The 21,247-nt window shown below is 75.7% G+C and carries 5 protein-coding genes; all 5 read left to right on the top strand.

The features are described 5' to 3' along the window. Positions 1 to 6,054 (top strand): amino acid adenylation domain-containing protein (locus ACFHW0_RS20910; RefSeq protein ID WP_416610050.1); only part of this gene is annotated, 6,054 nt, incomplete at its 5' end. Continuing rightward, positions 6,051 to 10,109 carry an amino acid adenylation domain-containing protein gene (locus tag ACFHW0_RS20905; protein WP_416610048.1) on the top strand — a complete coding sequence of 1,353 codons (4,059 nt, stop codon included), beginning with the start codon at positions 6,051 to 6,053 and terminating at the stop codon, positions 10,107 to 10,109. The genes ACFHW0_RS20910 and ACFHW0_RS20905, both read left to right, overlap by 4 nt. Further along, complete coding sequence (locus ACFHW0_RS20900) at positions 10,109 to 19,501, top strand: amino acid adenylation domain-containing protein (protein WP_416610046.1); 9,393 nt, start codon at positions 10,109 to 10,111, stop codon at positions 19,499 to 19,501. Before ACFHW0_RS20905 ends, ACFHW0_RS20900 begins: the two co-directional genes overlap by 1 nt. Beyond that, positions 19,498 to 20,583, top strand: a complete 1,086-nt coding sequence (locus ACFHW0_RS20895) for a GSCFA domain-containing protein (protein ID WP_416610044.1) — start codon at positions 19,498 to 19,500, stop codon at positions 20,581 to 20,583. Before ACFHW0_RS20900 ends, ACFHW0_RS20895 begins: the two co-directional genes overlap by 4 nt. After that, on the top strand, positions 20,546 to 21,241 hold the full coding sequence (locus tag ACFHW0_RS20890; protein ID WP_416610042.1) for a hypothetical protein: 696 nt from the start codon (positions 20,546 to 20,548) through the stop codon (positions 21,239 to 21,241). Before ACFHW0_RS20895 ends, ACFHW0_RS20890 begins: the two co-directional genes overlap by 38 nt. Positions 21,242 to 21,247 lie beyond the last annotated feature (6 nt).

Genomic DNA, 21,247 nt, shown 5'->3' with positions numbered 1-21,247 from the left:
GCCGTCAACCCCACCCGCAACCTCGCCCACACCCCCCTCTTCCAGGTCATGTTCGCCTGGCAGAACACCGACGACGGCGAGCTGACCCTCCCGGGCCTGCGGGTCACCGCCCTGCCGCCGCCCCACACCACGGCCAAGTTCGACCTCACGCTCGCGCTCGCCGAGCACGACGGCCGTATCACCGGCAGCCTCGAGTACGCCACCGCCCTGTTCGACACCGCCACCGCCCAACGGCTCATCCACCACCTGCGCCACGTCCTCACCCAACTCGTCGCACACCCCGACCAGCCCATCGACCAGCTGACCCTGCTCGACCCGGCGGAACGCCGCGAACTCCTCGCGGCCTGGAACGACGCGACCGCGTACCCGGTCGGGCGGACGATCCCCGCGCTGTTCGCGGAGCGGGTCGCCGCGGCCCCCGACGCGGTGGCCGTGACGTTCGAGGGCACCTCGCTCACCTACCGCGACCTCGACGCGCGCGCCAACCGGCTCGCACATTACCTGCGCGAGCACGGCGTCGGCCCCGACGCCCTCGTCGCGGTCTGCCTGCGCAGGTCGCCGGAGCTGATCGTCGCGTTGCTGGCCGTCGCCAGGGCCGGCGGGGCGTACCTTCCCCTGGACCCGGCCCACCCCGCCGAGCGCCTGGCGCACCTGCTGGCCGACGGCGCCCCGGTCGCCGTCCTCACCCACGCCGCGACCCGCGCCACCCTCGACGGCCTGACCACCGCGCCCCTCGTCGACCTCGACGCCGACGCGCACCGCTGGGCCGACCGGCCCACCGCCAGCCCCGACCCCGGCACCCGGCCCGACCACCTCGCCTACGTCATCCACACCTCCGGCTCCACCGGCCAACCCAAGGGCGTGGCGCAGACCTGGCGGTGCCTGGACAACCTGATCGACTGGCAGCTCCGCTACGCCGCCCCGGGCAGCCCGGCGCCGGAACGGGTGCTCCAGTTCGCGTCGATCGGCTTCGACGTCTCCGCGCAGGAGATCTGGAGCACCCTCTGCCAGGGCGGCACGCTGGTGCTGATCGGTGAGGAGCGCGGCCGCGACCTCGGCCAGCTGCGTCACGTCCTCGCCGAGCAGGGCGTACGGCGGGCGTTCCTGCCGGCGGCCGTGCTGCACCAGCTGGCCGGTCTCACCGGAGCCGTTCCCCCGCTCGCGCCCGGCTGCGAGATCGTCACCGCCGGCGAGGCGCTGCGGGTCAACGACGACGTCCGTGCCCTGGTGGCCGGGCTGGGCGGCCGGTACCTCTACAACCAGTACGGCCCGACCGAGACCCACGTGGTCAGCCAGTTCGCGCTGGCCACCGCGGCGGCGGCCGACTGGCCGGCGTTGCCGCCGATCGGCCGGCCGATCGCCAACGCCCGGCTGTACGTGCTCGACGAGCGGTGCGAGCCGGTGCCGGCCGGCGTGCTCGGCGAGCTCTACATCGGCGGAGCCGGCCTGGCGCGCGGCTACCTCAACCGGCCGGCGGCGACCGCGGCGCGGTTCCTGCCGGATCCGTTCGCCGGGCCCGGCGAGCGGATGTACGGCACCGGCGACCTGGTCCGCCGCCGGGCCGACGGGACCGTCGAGTTCGTCGGGCGGGCCGACGACCAGGTCAAGGTGCGCGGGTTCCGGGTCGAGCCGGGCGAGGTGGAGAGCGCCCTGCGGCACGTCCCGGGCGTCCGCGAGGCGGCCGTCCTGCTGCGCGAGGACACCCCCGGCGACCCGCACCTGGTCGGTTACCTGGTCGGCGACGTGACCGCCGAGGCGGCCCGCGAGCAGCTGCGGCGCCTGCTGCCCGAGCACCTGGTGCCGACCCGCTGGGTGGTGCTGGACCGGCTGCCGCTGACCGCCAACGGCAAGCTGGACCGGCGGGCCCTGCGCGCGCCGGAGCAGGCCGACGTCGCCACCGCCTACGTCGCGCCGCGCGACGACCGGGAGGCCCGGTTGGCGGCCATCTGGGCCGAGGTGCTGCGCCGCGACCGGGTCGGCGCCCACGACGACTTCTTCGCGCTGGGCGGCCACTCGCTGCTGGCGACCCGGCTCGTCCACGCGATCAACGAGCGGATGTCGGCGCGGCTGTCGCTGCGTACCCTCTTCCAGAAGCCGGTCCTGGCCGACCTGGCGGCCGAGCTGGCGGAGGCGGGCTCCCCCGCCGCCGACGCCCTCCCGGCGCTCGTCGGAGACCCCGCCGCCCGGCACGAGCCGTTCCCGCTCACCGACATCCAGGAGGCCTACTGGGTGGGCCGCGGGTCCACCATCGAACTCGGCGGCGTCGGCGCGCACGGCTACAGCGAACTGCGGCTGCGCGACTTCGACGAGGAGCGCTTCACCCGCGCGCTGCACCGGCTGATCGACCGCCACGACATGCTCCGCGCCGTCTTCCACGACGGCGTCCAGCGGGTCCTGCCGCGCGTGCCGCGCTACGCGATGGCCCGGCAGGACCTGCGCGGGCTCGACGCGGAGACCGCCGGGCGCAAGCTGGGTGAGACCCGGGAGCGGATGTCCCACCAGGTGTTCGACGCCGGCCGCTGGCCGCTGTTCGAGTTCGCGGTGACGCTGCTCGACGGCGAGGCGCGGCTGCACGTCAGCCTCGACGCGCTGATCCTCGACGCGGCCAGCGGGCAGATCCTGGAACACGAGCTGGCGCTGCTCTACGCCGACCCGGCCGTCGACCTGCCGCCGCTCACGGTGACCTTCCGCGACTACGTCCTGGCCGAGCGGGCCCTGCGGCGCACGCCGCGCTACGCGCGGGCCCTCGACTACTGGCGGGAGCGGGTGGGCACGCTGGCCCCCGCGCCGCAGCTACCGCTGGAGCGGCAGCCGGAGAGCGTCGGACGGCCGCGCTTCACCCGCTACGACGAGGTGGTGCCGGCGGAGCGTTGGAGCCGGCTGAAGGCGGTCGCCGGCCGGCACGGGGTGACCCCGTCGGTGCTGCTGGTGACCGCGTTCGCGCAGGTGCTGGCCCGGTGGAGCCGCCAGTCGCGGTTCACGCTGAGCCTGCCGCTGTTCAACCGGCTGCCGCTGCATCCCGGCATCAACGCGGTGATCGGCGACTTCACCTCGCTGGTGCTGCTGGAGGTCGACGTGGCGGCCGGGGTCGACTTCGTCACCCGGGCCCGTACGGTGCAGGAGCAGCTCTGGCAGGACATCGACCACTCGGCGGTCAGCGGCGTACGGGTCAACCGCGAACTCGCCCGCGCCCGGGGCACCCGCCACGCGGCCCTGCCGGTCGTCTTCAACAGCACGCTGGCCGAGGCGGCGCCCGACGTCGGCGACAGCGGCCTCGCGGCGGCGCTCGGCGGTGAGGTGCTGCACGGCATCACCCAGACCCCGCAGGTGTGGATCGACCACACGGTCCTGGAGGCCGGCGGGCGGCTGCACGTGAACTGGGACAGCATCGACGAGCTCTTCCCCGCCGGCCTGGTCGCCGAGATGTTCGCGGCGTACCGGACGCTGCTCGGGTGGCTGGAGGAGCCGGACGCCTGGTACACCACCGTGGACGGGCCGCTCGCCCCGCCGGTGCCGGCGGCCCCGCCGGCCGACCGTGGGCTCCTGCACGAGCTGGTCGACCGGCAGGCGCTGGCGACCCCCGCCGCGCCCGCGGTGCTCGCTCCCGACCGGCTGCTCGACTACGCCACGGTGCGCGTCGAGGCGCGCCGGCTGGCCGGGCGGCTCCAGGACCACGGCGTCCGGCCCGGCCAGCTCGTCGCGGTGCTGCTCGACCGGGGCTGGAAGCAGGTCGTCGCCACCCTCGCGGTCCTGCACGCCGGGGGCGCGTACCTGCCGCTCGACCCCGACTGGCCGGCCGAACGGGTGGCCCGGGTGCTCCAGCGGGCCGGGGCGGGGCTGGTCCTGGTGGATTCGGACCGGGTGGCCCTGCCCGAGGGCGTCGCGCGCCTGGTGGTGGACGCGGCCGCCGTCGCCGCGGGCGGGCCGGCGCTGCGGCCGGTCGACCTGGCGGAGACCGACGTCGCGTACGTAATCTACACGTCCGGGTCCACCGGCACGCCGAAGGGGGTGACGATCGACCATCGCGGTGCGGTGAACACGCTCCTCGACGTCACCGCGCGCTTCGGCGTCGGGCCGGCCGACCGGGTCCTGGCCGTCAGCGCGCTCAGCTTCGACCTCTCCGTGTTCGACATCTTCGGCACCCTCGCGGTCGGCGCGGCGGTCGTGACGCTCGACCCGGAGCTGGCCCGCGATCCCGCCCACTGGCGGGACGTGTCCCACGCCCACCGGGTCAGCGTGTGGAACTCGGTGCCGGCGCTGGCCGGCATGCTGCTCGACGACGCCGACGCCGGCCATCCGCCGCCGGCGTCGCTGCGGCTGGCCATGCTCTCCGGGGACTGGATCCCGCTCACCCTCCCCGACCGGCTGCGCAAGGCGCTGCCCGGGATCCGGGTCGAGAGCCTCGGTGGTGCCACCGAGGCGTCGATCTGGTCCATCCACCACCCGGTCGACGAGGTCGATCCGGCCTGGCGCAGCATCCCCTACGGCCGCGCGCTGGACCACCAGGGGGTCCACGTGCTGGACGAGGCCCTGCGCCCCCGGCCCACCTGGGCCACCGGCGACCTCTACATCAGCGGCGCCGGGCTGGCCCTGGGCTACTGGCGGGACGAGGCGGCGACGGCGGCCAGCTTCGTCGTGCACCCGGTCACCGGCGAGCGGCTCTACCGCACCGGCGACCTGGGCCGGCTGCGCCCGGACGGGACGATCGAGTTCCTCGGCCGCGAGGACGGCCAGGTCAAGGTGCACGGCTACCGCATCGAGCTGGGTGAGATTGAGGCGGCGTTGGAGGGCCACCCGCAGGTACGCACCGCCGCGCTGCGGCTGCTCGGCCACGCGCAGGGCGAGAAGCGGCTGGCCGCGTACGTGGTGCCGGACGGTCCCGCGCCGGACCCGGCCGCCCTGGTCGCGTACCTGGAGCGGCGGCTGCCGGCGTACATGGTGCCGGCCTCGTTCACCGTCCTCGACGCGCTGCCGCTGTCGGCCAACGGCAAGGTCGATCGCGGCCAGCTCCCCGACCCGAAACCGTCGACGGAGACCGTCGTCGAGGCGCCGGTGCTCACCGATCCGGCCGAGAACCGGCTGGTGGAGATCGTCGCCGAGATCCTCGACCTGCCCGTCGTCGCGCCCGACGCCAACCTGCTGCTGCTCGGCGCCACCTCGATCGACATCGTCCGGATCACGAACGCCCTCTCCGGGGCGTTGGGTTTCCGACCGAAGCTGGCCCGGCTGATGCGCCAGCCGACCCTCGCCGACCTGCTGCGGATGTTCCGTGAGCACACCGCCGAGCGGGCCGTCGTCGCGACCGCGCAGCGGTCCGCCACGGTGGTCGAGGACCCGGCCGCGCGCGCCGCGTTCACGGCGGGCGGGCTGGGCCGCCGCGGCTTCGCGCCCGGCACCCCGGCGGTCGCGCTGGCCGCGCCGGCCGGCCCGGCGTACGAGCGGCGCTACACCGACTACCGCTCGGTGCGCCGCTTCGACGCGGGCCCGGTGCCGGCCGGGGCGCTCGGCCGGCTGCTGGCCGCCCTGCGCGAGCGCGAGGTCGACGGCCGGGCCAAGTTCCAGTACGGCTCCGCCGGCGGCACCTACGCCGTGCAGACGTACGTCCTGGTCCGGGCGGGACGGGTCGACGGGGTGCCGAGCGGGGCGTACTACCACGATCCGGCGGCGCACCGGCTGCTGGCGCTCGGCCGCGACCGCGAGTTGAGCCCGGACGCCTTCGACTACTTCGTCAACCGGCCGGTCTTCGAGGCCGCCGCGTTCGCGCTCTTCCTGGTGGCGCAGCGCGCGGCCATCGAGCCCCTGTACCAGGAGCAGAGCGCGACCTTCACCGCCATCGAGGCGGGCGCCATGGCCCAGCTGCTGACGATGGCCGCCCCCGACCACGGTCTCGGCCTGTGCGGGATCGGCGCGCTGGACACGGCGGAGCTGGCCGCCCTGTTCGACCTGGAACCCTCCCACCGGCTGGTCTACGCGCTGCTCGGCGGCGGCCGGCCCGGGGCGGAGCCGCCCGGGCCCGACGCCGCGGCCACCGACACGATCACGGTGGAACTGTGAACGCCTTCGAGTTGCTCGACACGCTCAACCGGCACGCGGTGGGACTGCGCGTCGACGGCGACCGCCTGCGCCTCACCGGTTCCCGCGAGGTCCTCACGCCCGACCTGCTGGCCGACCTCAAGCTCCACAAGGAAGAGCTGATCGCGATCCTGACCGGCGCCGACGCGGACACGATCCCCCGCCGGCCGCGACCGGACGCGCCGGTGCCGGTCGCGTTCGCCCAACGGCAGCTCTGGTTCCTCGACCAGCTCTCCCCCGGCAACCCCTTCTACAACAACCCGGTGGCGTTCGACGTCGTGGGCGCCCTGGACGTGCCGGCGCTGGCCCGCGCCCTGACCGAGGTGGTGCGCCGGCACGAGGCGCTGCGTACCGTCTTCGCCCTGGTCGACGAGGAGCCCTGCCAGGTTGTGCGGCCGGCCGGGCCGGTCGCCCTGCCGGTCACGGACCTCACCGCGCTCCCCCGCCCGCAGCGGTCCCGCCGGGCCGACGAGGCCGCCGTGGCCGAGGCGCGGGCGCCGTTCGACCTGGCCGCCGGCCCGTTGGTCCGCAGCCGCCTGCTGCGGCTGGCCCCCGACGAGCACCGCTGGCTGCTCACCGTGCACCACATGGTGGCCGACGGCTGGTCCGTCGGCATCCTGATCGGCGAGGTCGCCGCGCTCTACGACGCGTACGCGCGGGGCGAGGCCGCCGCGCTGGCCGAGCTGCCCGTGCAGTACCCGGACTACACGCTGTGGCAGCGCCGGCACCTCGGCGGCGGCGAGCTGGAGCGCCAGCTCGGCTACTGGACGCGGACACTGGCCGGTGCGCCCGCGCTGCTGGCCCTGCCGACCGACCGGCCCCGGCCGGCGGTGCAGCGCTACCGGGGCGAGACCCACGCCACGACGGTGGACGCCCCGGTGCTCCGCGGGCTGCGCGAGGTCGGCCGGGCCGGCGACGCGACGCTCTTCATGACGCTCATGGCCACCCTGTCGGTGCTGCTGTGGCGCTACAGCGGGCAGGACGACGTCTGCGTCGGCACCCCGTTCGCCAACCGCAACCACCGCGACGTGGAGGGCCTGATCGGCCACTTCGTGAACACGGTGGTGATCCGCAACCGGCTGGACCCGGAGCAGTCCTTCGCGGCGCTGCTGGCCGACGTCCGCCGGCACCTGCTCGACGCGTACGCCCATCCCGACCTGCCGTTCGAGCAGCTCGTGGACGCGCTCAACCCGGAACGGCACACCAGCTACTCGCCGCTGTTCCAGGTGATGCTGGTGCTCCAGAACATCCCGCGCGGCCGGCTGGAGCTGCCCGGCCTGGTGCTGCGGCCCCTGTCGAGCAGCACCGGCGCGGCGAAGTTCGACCTGTCGGTCGAGGTGATGGAGCACGCCGACGAGCTGCACGTCCTCTTCGAGTACAACACCGACCTGTTCGATGCCGCGACGATCGCCCGGCTGGCCGGGCACTTCGTCCGCCTGCTCGGTCAGGTGGCGGCCGATCCGGCGGCCCCGGTCGGCGTGCTGCGGCTGCTCGGCCCGGACGAACGGCACCGCCTGCTGGTCGAGTGGAACCGCACCACGCGGCCGCTCACCGGGCCGGCGGACGTGGTGCGGCGGATCGCGGCGCAGGCGCGGCGGCACCCCGACCGGCTCGCCGTGGCCGACGGCGACGAGCGGCTCGACTACGCCACGCTGGAGCGGCGGGCCAACCGCCTGGCGCACGCGCTGATCGCCCGGGGCGTCCGCCCCGACCAGGTGGTCGGCCTGCACGCGCCGCGCTCGGCCGGGCTGATCGTCGCCATCCTGGGCGTGCTCAAGGCCGGGGCCGCCTACCTGCCGCTGGACCCGGCCCTGCCGCCGGAGCGGCTCGCCGGCATGGTCGCCGACGCCGCGCCGGCGCTGGTGCTCGGCGAGGGTGACCTGGCCGCCGTCGAGGCCGAGGGGCGCCACGACGGCCCGCCCGGCGTCGTCGTGCACCCCGCCAACCTGGCCTACGTGATCTACACGTCGGGCTCGACGGGCCGCCCCAAGGGCGTCGCGGTCGCCCACGGCGGCGTCGTGAACCTGCTCGACCACTGGGTGTCGCGGCTCGGCGCCGCCGAGGGGGAGGCGGCGGCGCTCTGGTCGAGCGTCGGCTTCGACGTGTCGGTGCAGGAGATCTTCCTGCCGCTGAGCACCGGCGGGGCCCTGCACCTCGTACCCGAGGAGTTGCGCGGCGACCCGGCCGCGCTCACGGGCTGGCTGCGCGAGCACCGCGTCGTGCAGGCCTACCTGCCGCCGGCCTTCGTCCGGTGGATCGACGAGGACCCGGCCGCCCGCCTGGCCGGGCTGGCGCTGCGCCAACTGCTGGTCGGGGTCGAACCCCTGCCGGAACAGGGCCTGCACCGGATGCAGCAGGCCCTGCCCGGGCTGCGGGTCCTCAACGGGTACGGGCCGACCGAGACCACCGTCTACAGCACCGCCTACCTCGACCCGCAGCCGTCGGCCCGGCGGTGCCCGATCGGCAGGCCGGTGGCCAACACCCGCGTCCACCTGCTCGACGAGCGGCTGGAGCCGGTGCCGGTCGGGGTCACCGGCGAGATCCACATCGGTGGCGTCGGCGTCGCCCGCGGCTACCTGGGCCGGCCGGGGGCCACCGCCGAGCGGTTCGTCCCCGACCCGTTCGTGCCCGGGGAACGGCTCTACCGCACCGGCGACCTGGCGCGTCTCCTGCCCGACGGGAACATCGGGTACCTCGGCCGCCGCGACGGCCAGGTCAAGATCCGCGGCTTCCGCATCGAGCTGGGCGAGATCGAGGCCGCGCTGCGGGACCGGCCGGACGTACGCGAGGCGGCGGTGCTGATCGACTCGGACGCCGCCGGCGAGCCGAGGCTGGTCGCCGGGGTCGCCCGGGGCGGGGCGGCGCCGCTGCTGGTCAGCGAGTGGCGCGAGGCGCTGTCGCGACGGTTGCCCGGCTACATGATCCCGTCACTCTTCGTGGAGCTGCCGCGGCTGCCGCTGACCGCCAACGGCAAGCTCGACCGGGACGAGGTGCTGCGGCTGGCCCGTACCGGCGCGCCCTGGCAGGTCAACCTGGCCAGCCCGCGCGACCAGATCGAGCTGACCCTCTACCAGATCTGGAAGCGCCTGCTGCTGCACCCGGAGATCGGCATCAACGACCGGTTCTTCGACGTGGGCGGCACCTCGATCTCGGCGATCAAGCTGGCGCACGCGATCGGCGAGGCGTTCGGCGAACCGCTGCCGGTCCACGAGATCATGCTGCACCCGACGATCGAGGCGCTCGGCGGCCGGCTGCGGCGGGGCGCGTCGGGCCGGCCACCGAGCAACCTGATCGAGTTCCGGCCGGGCGACGGCGCCGGCCGGGTCATCTGCGTGCACCCGGCCGGCGGCACCGCGTTCTGCTACCTGTCGCTGGCCAAGGCGCTGCCGGAGTCCCTCGGCGTGTACGGCATCCAGTCCCCGGGGGTGAACCCGGGCGAGGAGTTCCTGCCGACGGTCGAGGCGATGGCCGAGGCCTACCTGGGGCAGGTCGCGCACCTGCTGGACGGGCCGGTGGTGCTCACCGGGCTCTCCTACGGCGGGCTGGTCGCGTACGAGATGGGACGCCGGCTGGCCCTCGCCGGGCACCCCGGGCTGAGCGTGGTGCTGCTGGACACCCTGGGCACCGACGACCCGGCCCACCGGGGCGCGATCGAGCCGGTGGACATGGCCGAGTTCCGCGACAAGCTCATCAAGTTCAACGGCATGTACCCGGGCATCGACGACGAGCAGATCGACCAGTACCACCGCGTCTACAACCACAACCGGTCGACCATGCGCGACTACCCGACCCCCGCGTCGCCGGCCCGGCTGGTGCTGTTGCAGGCCACCGCCGGGCGGGACGAGGCCTTCCTGCGCGAGGTGCGCGCCTTCTGGCGGCGGCGCGGTGACGCCGACTTCCTGCTGGATCAGGTGCACTGCGACCACTGGGACATCCTGGAGAGCGCGGTGGTGCTGCGGGTCGCCGCACTGCTGCGCGGCGAGATGGACCGGATCTCCGACGCCCGTCCGACGACGCCGGCCGTACGGGAGGCGTGATGGTCCCCGGTCTCGCCCGCGCCGTGCTCGCCCAGGCCCGCCGTACCCCCGACGCGGTCGCGGTGGTCGACGGCGACCGGCGCCTCAGCTACGCCGACCTGGACGCCGCCAGCGCCGCCGTCGCCCGGTCCCTGCGCCGGGCCGGAACCCGCCCGGGCGAGGCCGTCGCGGTGCACCTGCCGCGCGGCTGGCGGCTGGTCTGCGTCATGCTCGGCATCCTGCGGCTCGGCGCGACCGTGGTGCCGCTGGACCGGCAGAGCCCGCCCGCGCGCCGGGGGCACATGCTGCGCGACTCGGGCGCCGTGGCGGTGGTCCACGGCCCGGACACGCCCGGCGGGCTTCCCGACGGGGTCCGGCCGCTGCCGGTGGCGGCGCTGCTCGCGGCGGACGCCCCGCCCGACGCGGACGGGCAGCCGGCGCCGGAGGCCGCGCCCGCGCCGGTCGCGTTCGTCTTCTACACCTCGGGCACCACGGGCCGTCCCAAGGGCGTGGAGGTGCGCGACGAGGGCATCCTGCGGCTGGCCCGCCCCGGCTACGTCGCGCTGACCCCGGCGGCCCGCTACGCGAGCCTCGCCAACCCGGCGTTCGACGCGATCAGCTTCGAGGTCTGGGTGCCCCTGCTGACCGGCGGCTGCTGCGTCGTGCTCGACGACGAGACGGTGGCGACGCCGCACCTGCTCGACGCCGCGCTGCGCCGGGAGCGGATCGACACGCTCTTCATCACGGTGGCGCTGTTCAACGCGGTGGTCGACGAGCTGCCGCACTGCTTCGCCGACGTCGGCCAGGTGCTGGTCGGCGGCGAGCAGCTCAACGCCCGGCTGATCCGCCGCTGGTACCGCGACAACCCCGCCAGCCGCACCCGGCTGCACAACGTCTACGGGCCCACCGAGGCGACCACGTTCGCCCTGTGCCATCCGATCCCCCGCGACTTCGACGCGGAGGTGGTGCCGATCGGCCGGGTGCTGCCGGGCACCGACGCGCACCTGGTGGTCGACGGCGACCGCCTCGCCGCGCCGGGCGAGGTCGCCGAGCTGTACCTCGGCGGCGCGGCGCTGGCGGCCGGCTACCGCAACCTGCCCGGGGAGACCGCCGCGCGCTTCGTCCGGCTGCCCTGGCTGGACGGCTCCGCCGGCCGCCACTACCGCACCGGCGACCTCGTACGCGCCGACGCCACCGGCCGCGTCGAGTACGTCGGTCGGGTCGACCGGCAGGTCAAGGTCCGCGGCTTCCGGGTCGAGCCCGGCGAGGTGGAGCGGCAGATCCTCGCCCACCCGGGAGTCCGGCAGGCGTACGTGTGCACCCGGCGCGACCCGGTGCACGGGACGAACGAGCTGCTGGCGTACCTGGTGACGGCCGCCGACCTGTCGTTCGCGGAGTTCGACCGGCACCTGGCCGCGACCCTGCCGCCGTACCTGCGCCCGCACCGGGTCCACCGCGTCGGGGCGCTGCCGCTGACCGCGAACGGCAAGGTGGACTCCGACGCGCTGCTGCGGCGCGACGACCCGCCCTGGCGCGAAGACCCGCACCCACGCGACACCCGCGCCGGCGGCCCCGCCGACGCGGCCGGCGCGGCGTGGCAGCGGACGGTGCTCGGGCTGGCCGGCGAGGTGCTGGGCGTGGCCGACCTGCGACCGGACGACCGGTGGATCGCCTGCGGCGGGGATTCGCTGAAGGCGCTGCGGCTGCGCTTCGAGATCCAGCGGCGCTGGGGCGCCGAGGTGCCGCAGGCGGTGGTGCTGGGCGGCGACCTCGCCGAGCTGGCCACGGCGGTCGTGACGGCCCGCACCGCCACCGGTTCGCCGTACCCGGTGCCCGCTCCCCCGGCCGGTGCCCGGTCCGCGCCGGCCACCTCGGAGCAGCAGCGGCTCTGGCTGTTGCAGCAACGCTCGCCGACGTCCACCGCCTACCACGTGGGGCTCGCCTTCGAGCTGCGCGGCAGGGTCGACGTCGGCGCGCTACGGCAGGCGCTGCGCCGGATCGTGGCGGGTCATCCGGCGCTGCGGACCGCCTTCCGGGCCACGCCCGAAGGGCTGCGCCAGGAGGTGGGCGAGCCCTACGACCCGTGGCGCGAGCCCACCGGGGGCGACGACGGCGACGCGGACGGATGGCACGAGCGCGCCCGCGCCCTCTTCGCCGCTCCCTTCGACCTCGGGCAGCCGCGCATGCTGCGGGCGTACTGGCTGGCCCGCGACGGCGGCGGGGTGCTGCTGCTGCACCTGCACCACATCGCGGTCGACGGCTGGTCGCTCGACGTGCTGTTCCGCGGGCTGTCGGCCGCGTACGCGGCGGCGCTGGGCGGCACGACCGTGACCGAGGACGAGGACGACGCCCCGACCCCGTTGAACTACGCGCGGTGGCAGGCCGACTGGTTCGCCCAGCCGGCCTACCGGGCGCAGCGCGACGCCCTGCGCGGCCACTACGCCGACGTGGCGGAGGTCGCCGCGCCGCTGCGGCCGATCCGGCAGCGCGGCGGCACCGGGGACCACCTGCTCCGCACCACGATCGACGCGGAGGGCCGCGCCGCCCTCGACCGGCTCGGCGCCGAGCTGGGACTGACCCGCTTCCCGCTGCTGCTGACGCTCTTCGGCTGGGCCGTGTACGGGGTGACCGGCCGCGCCCATCCGCGCGTCGCCAGCCCGGTGGCGAACCGGCCCGTGGGCGACTTCGAGGCCAGCGTCGGCATGTTCGCCAACACCGTGCTGCTGCCCCTGGCGCTGGCACCCCGGGAGGAGCTGCGGGCGCAGCTGCGGCGACAGGCCACCGCCGTACGCGCGGTGCTCGACGCCCAGGACGTGGCGCTCGCGCACGCCGTCGCCGACCACGACTTCGGCGCCGACGCGCCGCTGTTCGACTTCCTCTTCGTCCTCGACAACACCGACTTCTCCACGCTGGCGCTGCCCGACTGCGCGTCCCGCCCGGTCTGGCTGGCGCCGACCGAGGCCAAGTGCCCGCTCACCCTCTCGGTCGTCGAGCACGGCTCCGGCTTCGACTGCCTCTGGGAGTACGCCCACGACCACTTCGACGCCGCCGACGTGGCGGCGGCCGCCGACCTGTTCCGGCGCGGCCTCGACGCGTTGACCGGCGCCGGCACGAGCACCCTGGCCGAGCTGGTGCGGCCCTACCGCAGCGGCCTGCCCGAGCCCGGCCGGGGCCGGCGTACCCCGGTGGCCCTCCCCACCGTGGCCGAGGCCTTCGCCCGGCGGGTGCGGGCGGAGCCGACCGCGACCGCGCTCGTCGCCGGCGACCGCCGCCTCAGCTACGCCGACCTCGACGCGTACGCCTCGGGGCTCGCCGCCGAGCTGGCGCGGCTGAATCCGGTGTCGGCCGGCGACCGGCACCGCGTCGCCCTGTTCTTCGCGCCGTCGGTGGAGCACGTGGTGGCGCTGCTGGCGGCGGCCCGGCTCAACCTGACGGTCGTGCCGCTCGACCGGGCCTACCCGCCGGCGCTGCTGCGCCAGGTGCTGGACCAGGTCGACCCGCTCTGCGTGCTGCTGGCGCCCGGCGACGAGCCCGCCCTCGACGTGATCGACGAGGGCGGTCACCCCCGGCACCCGGTGGTCCTGTCCCCCTCGGCAACGCCCGTGGCGCCGTCGTACGCCGGCCGCCCGCTGTACACGCTCTTCACCTCGGGCTCGACCGGCACGCCCAAGGGGGTCCAGGTCGGCGACGCCCTGCTGGTCAACCTCCTGCGGTGGCAGAGCGAGGACGGCGGCCTGGCGGGCGCGGCGGCGACCCTGCAGTTCTCCATGCTCTCCTTCGACGTCTCCTTCCAGGAGATCTTCGGCACGCTCTGCGGCGGCGGCACCCTGCACCTGCCCCGGCCCGGGTGGCGGCAGGACATGCCGGCGCTGCTGGCGCACCTCGACGCCGCCGGCATCGAGCGGATCTTCCTGCCGTACGTCGCCCTGCAACTCCTGGCCGAGCACGGCGTACGGCTCGGCCGGTACCCGTCGCGGCTGCGGGAGGTCGTCACCGCCGGCGAGCAGCTGATCTGCACCGACAGCATCCGCCGCTGGTTCGCCGGGCTGCCCGGCGCGCGCCTGTTCAACCACTACGGCCCGACCGAGACCCACGTGGTCAGCAGCCTCTGCCTCGACGGCGACCCGGCCACCTGGCCGGCCCGCCCGGCCATCGGCCGCCCGGTCGCCAACAACTGGCTGCGGGTGGTGGACTCCGCCGACGAGGTGGTGCCGCCGGACTGCCCCGGGCAGCTGCTGATCGGCGGGGAGCTGGTGGCGCCCTGTTACCTGGACGATCCGGCGCTCGACCGGGCCCGCTTCGTCGAGCTGCCCGGCCACGGCTGGTTCTTCCGCAGCGGCGACCAGGCCCGGTTCGACCGGGACGGTCTGCTGCACTACCTGGGTCGCGACGACCAGCAGGTGAAGGTCAGCGGGCACCGGTTGGAGCTGGGCCAGGTGGAGGCGGCCCTGCTGACGCACCCGGCGGTCGTCAACGCCGTGGTGGTCCGCGACGATCCGCACCTGGTCGCCTGTCTGGAGTTCCGGGCCGACCCACCGTCCCCGGAGGAGCTGACCGCTCACCTGGCGGGGCTCCTGCCCGCGTACGTGCGGGTGGACCGGTTCCGGCGGCTGGCGGAGCTGCCGCGTACCGCCAGCGGGAAGCTGGACCGCCGTCGCGCGTTGACCGCACCGGGCGAGGAGCTGCGGCCGGGCGTCGCCGCGCCGGCGCCGGTCATGTCGGTCCTGGAGGCACGGCTTGCCGGGCTCTTCGCGGAGGTCGTCGGGACACCGATCGGGCCCGACCGGCGCTTCTTCGACCACGGCGCGGGCAGCCTCGACCTGATGCGCTTCCACCTGCGCTGCGCCGCCGAGGGGCTGCCGCTGAGCATCCCCGACCTCTTCGAGCACGTCACCATCCGCCGCCTCGCCCGGTTCCTCACCGGACAGCGGGCCACCGCCGGCCCGGCGACGCCGGACGAACCGGCGACGGTGGCGTCACCAGCCGCCGGCACGGCACCCCCGACGACCGAGACCGCGTCACCGGCCACCGGGACGGCGCGGCGGGCGGCCGGGCGGGACGAGGCTGCTCCGGCCCCGGCGGACGAGCCGGTCGCCGTGGTCGGGATGGCCGTCCGGCTGCCCGGCGCGATCGACCTGGCCGCCTTCTGGGCGATGGTGGAGGCCGGCGACCGGGGCATCGAGCACTTCGACGCCGCCGACGGCCTGGTCGGCGCCCGCAGCCAGCTGGCCGGGGTGCTCGGCTTCGACCCGGGGCACTTCGGCATCAGCCGGCAGGAGGCCCGGCTGATGGATCCACAGCAGCGGCACCTGCTGATGAGCTGTGTCGAGGCGTTGGCGCACGCCGGCATCGCCGACCCCGCCGGGCAACGGGTCGGCCTGCTCGCCAGCTGTGGCGAGAACACGTACTTCCAGACGATGCTGCGCGAGGCCGATCCGGCGCGGCTGCCGGACTCCTTCCAGTTGGCGCTGCACCACGAGAAGGACTTCCTGGCGACGAAGGTCGCCTACCACCTGCGCCTGACCGGTCCGGCCTTCACCGTGCAGGCGGCCTGCGCGAGCTCGCTGGTGGCGGTCCACGTCGCGGCCGGCCTGCTGCGTCAGGGCGACAGCGACGTGATGCTGGTCGGTGGCGTGCTGGTGGATCCGCTGCTGACCGCCGGCTACCGCTACCAGCCGCAGCACATCTTCTCCCCGGACGGGCACTGCCGGCCGTTCAGCGACGACGCCGGCGGCACCGTCGGCGCCAGCGGGGTGGGTGTGGTCGTGCTCAAGCCCCTGCGGCTGGCCCGGCGCGACGGCGACACCGTCTACGCGGTGATCACCGGATCGGCCGTCAACAACGACGGCGCGGAGAAGGTGGGCTACGCCGCACCGTCGGTCGCCGGTCAGCGCGAGGTGATCCGTACCGCGCTGCGTCGCAGTGGACGGGCCGGCGGCGACCTGGGCTACGTGGAGGCGCACGGCACCGGGACGGAGCTGGGCGATCCGGTGGAGGTGGCGGCGCTCCGCCAGGCGTTCGACCTGGCCGAGTCCGGCCGCGTCGCGCTGGCCTCGGTGAAGAGCCAGCTCGGTCACCTCGGCGCGGCGGCCGGGGTGGTCGGCCTCGTGCGCGCGGTGCTGGCCGTGCACCACGGGCTGATCCCGCCGAACGTCGACTTCCGTCGCCTCAATCCACGGCTGGGCCCCGATCCGGCCCCGTTCTACGTCCCCACGAAGGCCCGGCCCTGGCCCGTCGACCGGCCGCGCGTGGCGGCGGTGAGCAGCTTCGGCATCGGCGGCACCAACGCCCATCTGGTCTGCGAGGCGGTCGAGCCCGTCGGGACCCCGGTCGACCAGCGCCGGCGGGCGGGACGCGGCACCGACCCGGCCGCGCCGTCGGGTGCCGGCGTACCGGTGGTGCTGCTCGCCAGCGGCAGCGCGGCCGGCCTGCGCGCCGACGCCGCCCGCATCGCCGACTACCTGGCGGCCCGGCCCGAGGCCTACCACCGGGTGCTGCGCCACCTCCAGGCCGGCCGCACGCCGGGTCGGTGGCGGGCGGCGGCCGTCTGCGGCGACGTGGCCGCCGCCGTGGCCTGGCTGCGCACCGCGACCGCCGTCGAGGTCAGCCCCGTCGAGGCGACGCCCGTCGCGGTCACCGGTGCGGCCGGTACGCCGCCGGCGGCCGACCTCGTCGCCGCCTGGCTGGCCGGGCGGCCGATCCGGTGGCCGGCCGGGCCGGCGCAGCCGCCCTGGGACTTTCCCCCGCCGGCGTTCGCGCTCGTCGACCACGAGTTCCCCCGCGCGCCGGAGGCGGGGCCGACACCCCCGCCCGGGTCGCCCCTGCCCGCCGGAGCGGCATCAGTCGGGGCGGCACCGCCCGTCGGGGTGGCACCGCCCGTCGGGGTGACACTGCCCGGCGGGGCCGTGCCGGCCGATCAGCCGTGGCCGGCGCGGCTGCCCGAGGCCGAGTGGCTGCACCAGCCGCACTGGGTGCGCTGGCGGCACGCGGGCGCCGCCCCCGGGGCCCGCCGCCCGGAGACGCTCGTGGTCATGGCCGCGGAACCGCCGTCGCCGGCCGCGCTCCGCGCCTTCGCGGCCTCCCACGCCCGGGTGGTGGCCGTCACCGCAGCCGACGGCTTCGCCCGGCTCGGACCGGACAGCTACCAGGTCGACCCGGCCGATCCCGGGTCGCTGGGCCGGCTGCTCGACGCGCTGACCGACGCCGCCTCGCTGGCCGCGCCCGGAGGCGGCGGCGTCGACTGGCTCCACGCGCTGCCGCTGGCCGTCGACGGACCGGTCGGCGCGGACACGCTCGCCCACTCGTACCGGGCCTGCGTCGACACCCCGGCGGCGCTGCTGGCAGCCGTCGCCGCGCTGCCCGGCCGACCCCGGCTGCGGGCCTGGTGGCTGTCGCACAAGGCGCAACCCGTGGACGACGACGTACGCCGGCCGGAGCTGGGCCTGCTCGCCGGGGTCTGCGAGGTCGCGCCCCAGGAGGGCGACGTCGAGAGCCACTGGGTGGACCTGCCGGGCCCCGATCCGGCCGGCTGGGCGCCGGCGCTCGCGGCGCTGCTGACGGAGGAGACACCACCGCCCCGACGACTCGCGCTGCGGGGCAGCTACTGGTGGGAGCAGGCACTGCTGCCGGTCCGCCCGCCGGCCGCGCCGGCCACGGGTCCGCTGCCCGCCGGACCGGCCGTGTACGTGGTCCTGGGCGGCACCGGCGGCATCGGGCGGAGCATCGCCGCCTGGCTGTTGGAGCAGGGCGACTGCCGGGTGGTCCTGCTGGCGCGGCGCGGGCGGTTGCCGGTCGTGCTGGCGCCGTGGGCCGACCGCGTCGACCTCGTCGAGGTCGACCTGGCCGAAACCGGCCCCGACGAGTTGCTGGCCCGGCTCGACGACCGGACCCGACGGGTCGACGGGGTGGTCCACGCCGCGGGAGTCGCGGCCGGCGGGCTGATCGGCCGGCGGGACGCGGCCGCGATGCGGCGGGCCACGGCCGGCAGGGCGCACGGCGCGCTGCTCGTGGAGCGGCTGGTCGCGCACCACCGGCCGGCGTTCGTCGTCTACTGCTCGTCGATGTCGGCACAGCTCGGCGGCGTCGGCCAGCTCGACTACGCCGCCACCAACGGGCTGCTGGACGGCTTCGCCCGGCACCGGGCGAGCGGGGCCGACACCACGCTGCGGATCTCCGTCGGCTGGGACGTCTGGAACGAGGTGGGCCTGGCCCGGGACGCTCTGGCCACCGACGCCCGGCACCGGGCACACCTGGCGGTCGGCCTCTCCGTCGACGAGGGGCGCCGGCTCTTCGCCCAGGCCCTGCGGCTGCGGCTGCCGCACCTGCTCGTCTGCACCACCGCTCTGGACCGGGCGCGGGAGTTCTACGCGCCGCCGGCCGGCCCGCAGGTCGCGACGCCGGCCGTGCTGCCCCGGTCGGCCGCCGACCAGGTCGCCGAATGGCTCCGCGACTGGCTGGGCACCGACCGGCTCGACCCGGCCGCGTCCCTCTACGACCTGGGGGCCGACTCGCTGCTGCTGCTGGACCTGATCGACCGGGTCAAGGAGCACTTCGGCGTGAGCCTCGGCCTGTCCCAGCTGAGCCACCGGGTGAGCCTGGCCGAGGTGCTCGGGCTCCTGGGCGAGCCGGTCCGCGCCGCCGAGGCCGCCGAGCCCGCCGTGGCGGTGGAGGTCTGGCAGGCGGGTCGGGGGCGTGCGGTGCTCTGCCTGGTCCATCCGGTCGGCGGCGACGTCCAGGCGTACCGGTCGCTGGTGTCGGCGCTCGACCCGGAGCTCACGGTCTGCGTCATCGCCGATCCCGCGCTGGTACGCCCCGGGCAGCCGGCCTGGTCGCTCGCGGAGCGGGTCGCGCGCTACCACGCCGCGCTGCGGGACCGCTTCCCCCGGGACGAGTGGCGCTGGCGGCTCGCCGGGTGGTCGTTCGGCGCCTGGGTGGCGCTCGGCATGGCGGCGGAGGCCGAGGCGGCCGGCCAGCCGGCGGACGAGCTCTACCTGCTCGACCCGCCGCCGCCGGACGCCGCGCCGGCCTTCCGGGCGTACGACGAGGAACGGCTCGCCGCGCTCTTCGCCCACGAACTGGGAGCGGCGACCGGCGCGAACACCGCGGCGACGGCGTACGCGGACGCGCTGGCGCGCTGCTGCCGGGCCAACCTGGCGAGCATGGCGCAGCACACCCTGCCCCGGCTGGCCGGGACGCCCGGGCGGCTCTGGCTCGCGGGCCGCCCGACGGCCGGTCTGCCGGCGCTCGGTCCGCCGCAGGAGCAGGCCCGGAAGTGGCGGACGCACCTGCCCGGACTCGCCTGGCACCTCGTCGACACCACCCACTACGGCATCGTCGGTGCCCCACACGTGAAGGCGGTGGCCGAGGCCATCAACGAGGCGGAGCCGGCCACCGACCCGAAGGCGGCGCGATGAACCCGTACCAGTCGTTGCCGTCGCGGTCGTTCTGGCGCATGGCCGTGGCCGAGCCGGAGATGCTGGCCATCGGTGAGGTGTGGACGCCGAAGTTCGGCCTCGACCCGGACGACGCGGTCCTCACCGCCGGCTCCTGCTTCGCCCGCCACCTCGGTCCCGCCCTGCTCGACGAGGGGATGAACTGGCGTGAGGCCGAGTTGCCCCCGCCGGGGCTGACCGAGGCCGAGCGACGGGCCCGCCACTACGGCGCGTTCTCCTTCCGCACCGGCACCATCTACACCGCCGCGACCCTGAAGCAGTGGCTGACCTGGGCGCTGGCCGACGACACCGGGCCCGAGGAGGTCTGGCGCGAGGGTGACCGGTTCTTCGACCCGTACCGCCCGTCGGTCGAACCCGACGGGTACGACTCGGCGGAGGCGACCCTGGCCGCCCGCCGGTCCACCCTGGCGGCGATGCGGGGGGCGGTCGCCGAGGCGGGTTGTCTCATCTTCACCCTCGGGCTGACCGAGGCCTGGCGGGACGTGGTCACCGGCACCGTCCACCCGGTCTGCCCGGGCACCGTCCGGGGCACCTTCGACCCCGGGCGGCACGTCTTCCACAACTTCACCGTCGCCGAGGTGCACCGGGACCTCTCCGCCGTCGTCGCGCTGCTGCGTGCCGCCAACCCCCGGCTGACGGTCCTGCTGACCGTGTCGCCGGTGCCGCTCACCGCGACCGCCACCGGGGCGCACGCGCTGACCGCCACCACGTATTCCAAGTCGGTGCTGCGGGCCGCGGCCGGCCAGCTCGCCCAGGAACACGACCACGTCGACTACTTCCCCTCGTACGAGCTGATCACCGGTTTCCCCTTCCGGGGGGTCTTCTTCGCGCCGAACCTGCGCGCCGTGACGCCGGCAGGGGTCGCCTTCGTCATGCGCCACTTCTTCGACGCCCTCGAACGGCGACGCGGGGGAACCGGGCCGACACCGCCGACCGCGACGGCGTCGGACCACGGCGCCGACACCGCCGACACTGTCGACACCGCCGACGGAGGTGACCTCTACTGTGACGACGCCGTCCTCGACCACTACCGCGCCCGCTAGGTTCCTGCTGCTGGGCGACTCGCACGCCGGGCCGATCGCCCGCGCGGCCGCGGCGGCCGGGGTGCCCTTCGTCGGTGGCCCGGTCGGCTCGGGGCGCGACTTCAACGTCGGCTTCTTCGACGTACGCGACGACGCCCTGGTGTTCCGGGACGCCGCGGTGCAGGAACGCCACCGTGGCTTCCTGGCCGAGCTGGGCGTGACCGACATCGGGCAGCTCGCCGTCCCGCTGGTCTCGACGTTCGGGCTCAGCGCCCACTTCTTCGCCACCACCGAGAACTGGCGCATCTACCGGTCGGGCGACGGCGCCTTCCCGGCTGGCTTCCTCGCCGGCGGGCTCTTCGACGACATCGTGCGCGCCATGGCCCGCGACGCGCTGGCCTTCTACCGCCACGCCCTCGACCTGGGGCTGCGCGTGCTCGCGGTGCTGCCGCCGCAGCGGGTACCGGGGATGGCCGACCCGCTGGTGTTCATGGCGGCCCAGGAGACGATCCGCCACGCGCTCGTCGCGCTCGGCGTGGAGATCGTGGACCTGCGGGCCCGGGTCACCGACGGCACGGGCCGGCAGCGGGCCGCGTTCTGCGAGCCGGACGACCCGATCCACGGCAACCTCGCCTTCGGCCGGCTGATCGTGGCCGACCTGCTGGCCCGGGGGCTGTGACACCGA

Origin of the sequence: Micromonospora sp. LOL_025, from assembly GCF_048060285.1 — a bacterium.
Classification (GTDB): Bacteria; Actinomycetota; Actinomycetes; order Mycobacteriales; family Micromonosporaceae; genus Micromonospora.
This window is presented reverse-complemented; position numbering and strand designations above follow the sequence as displayed.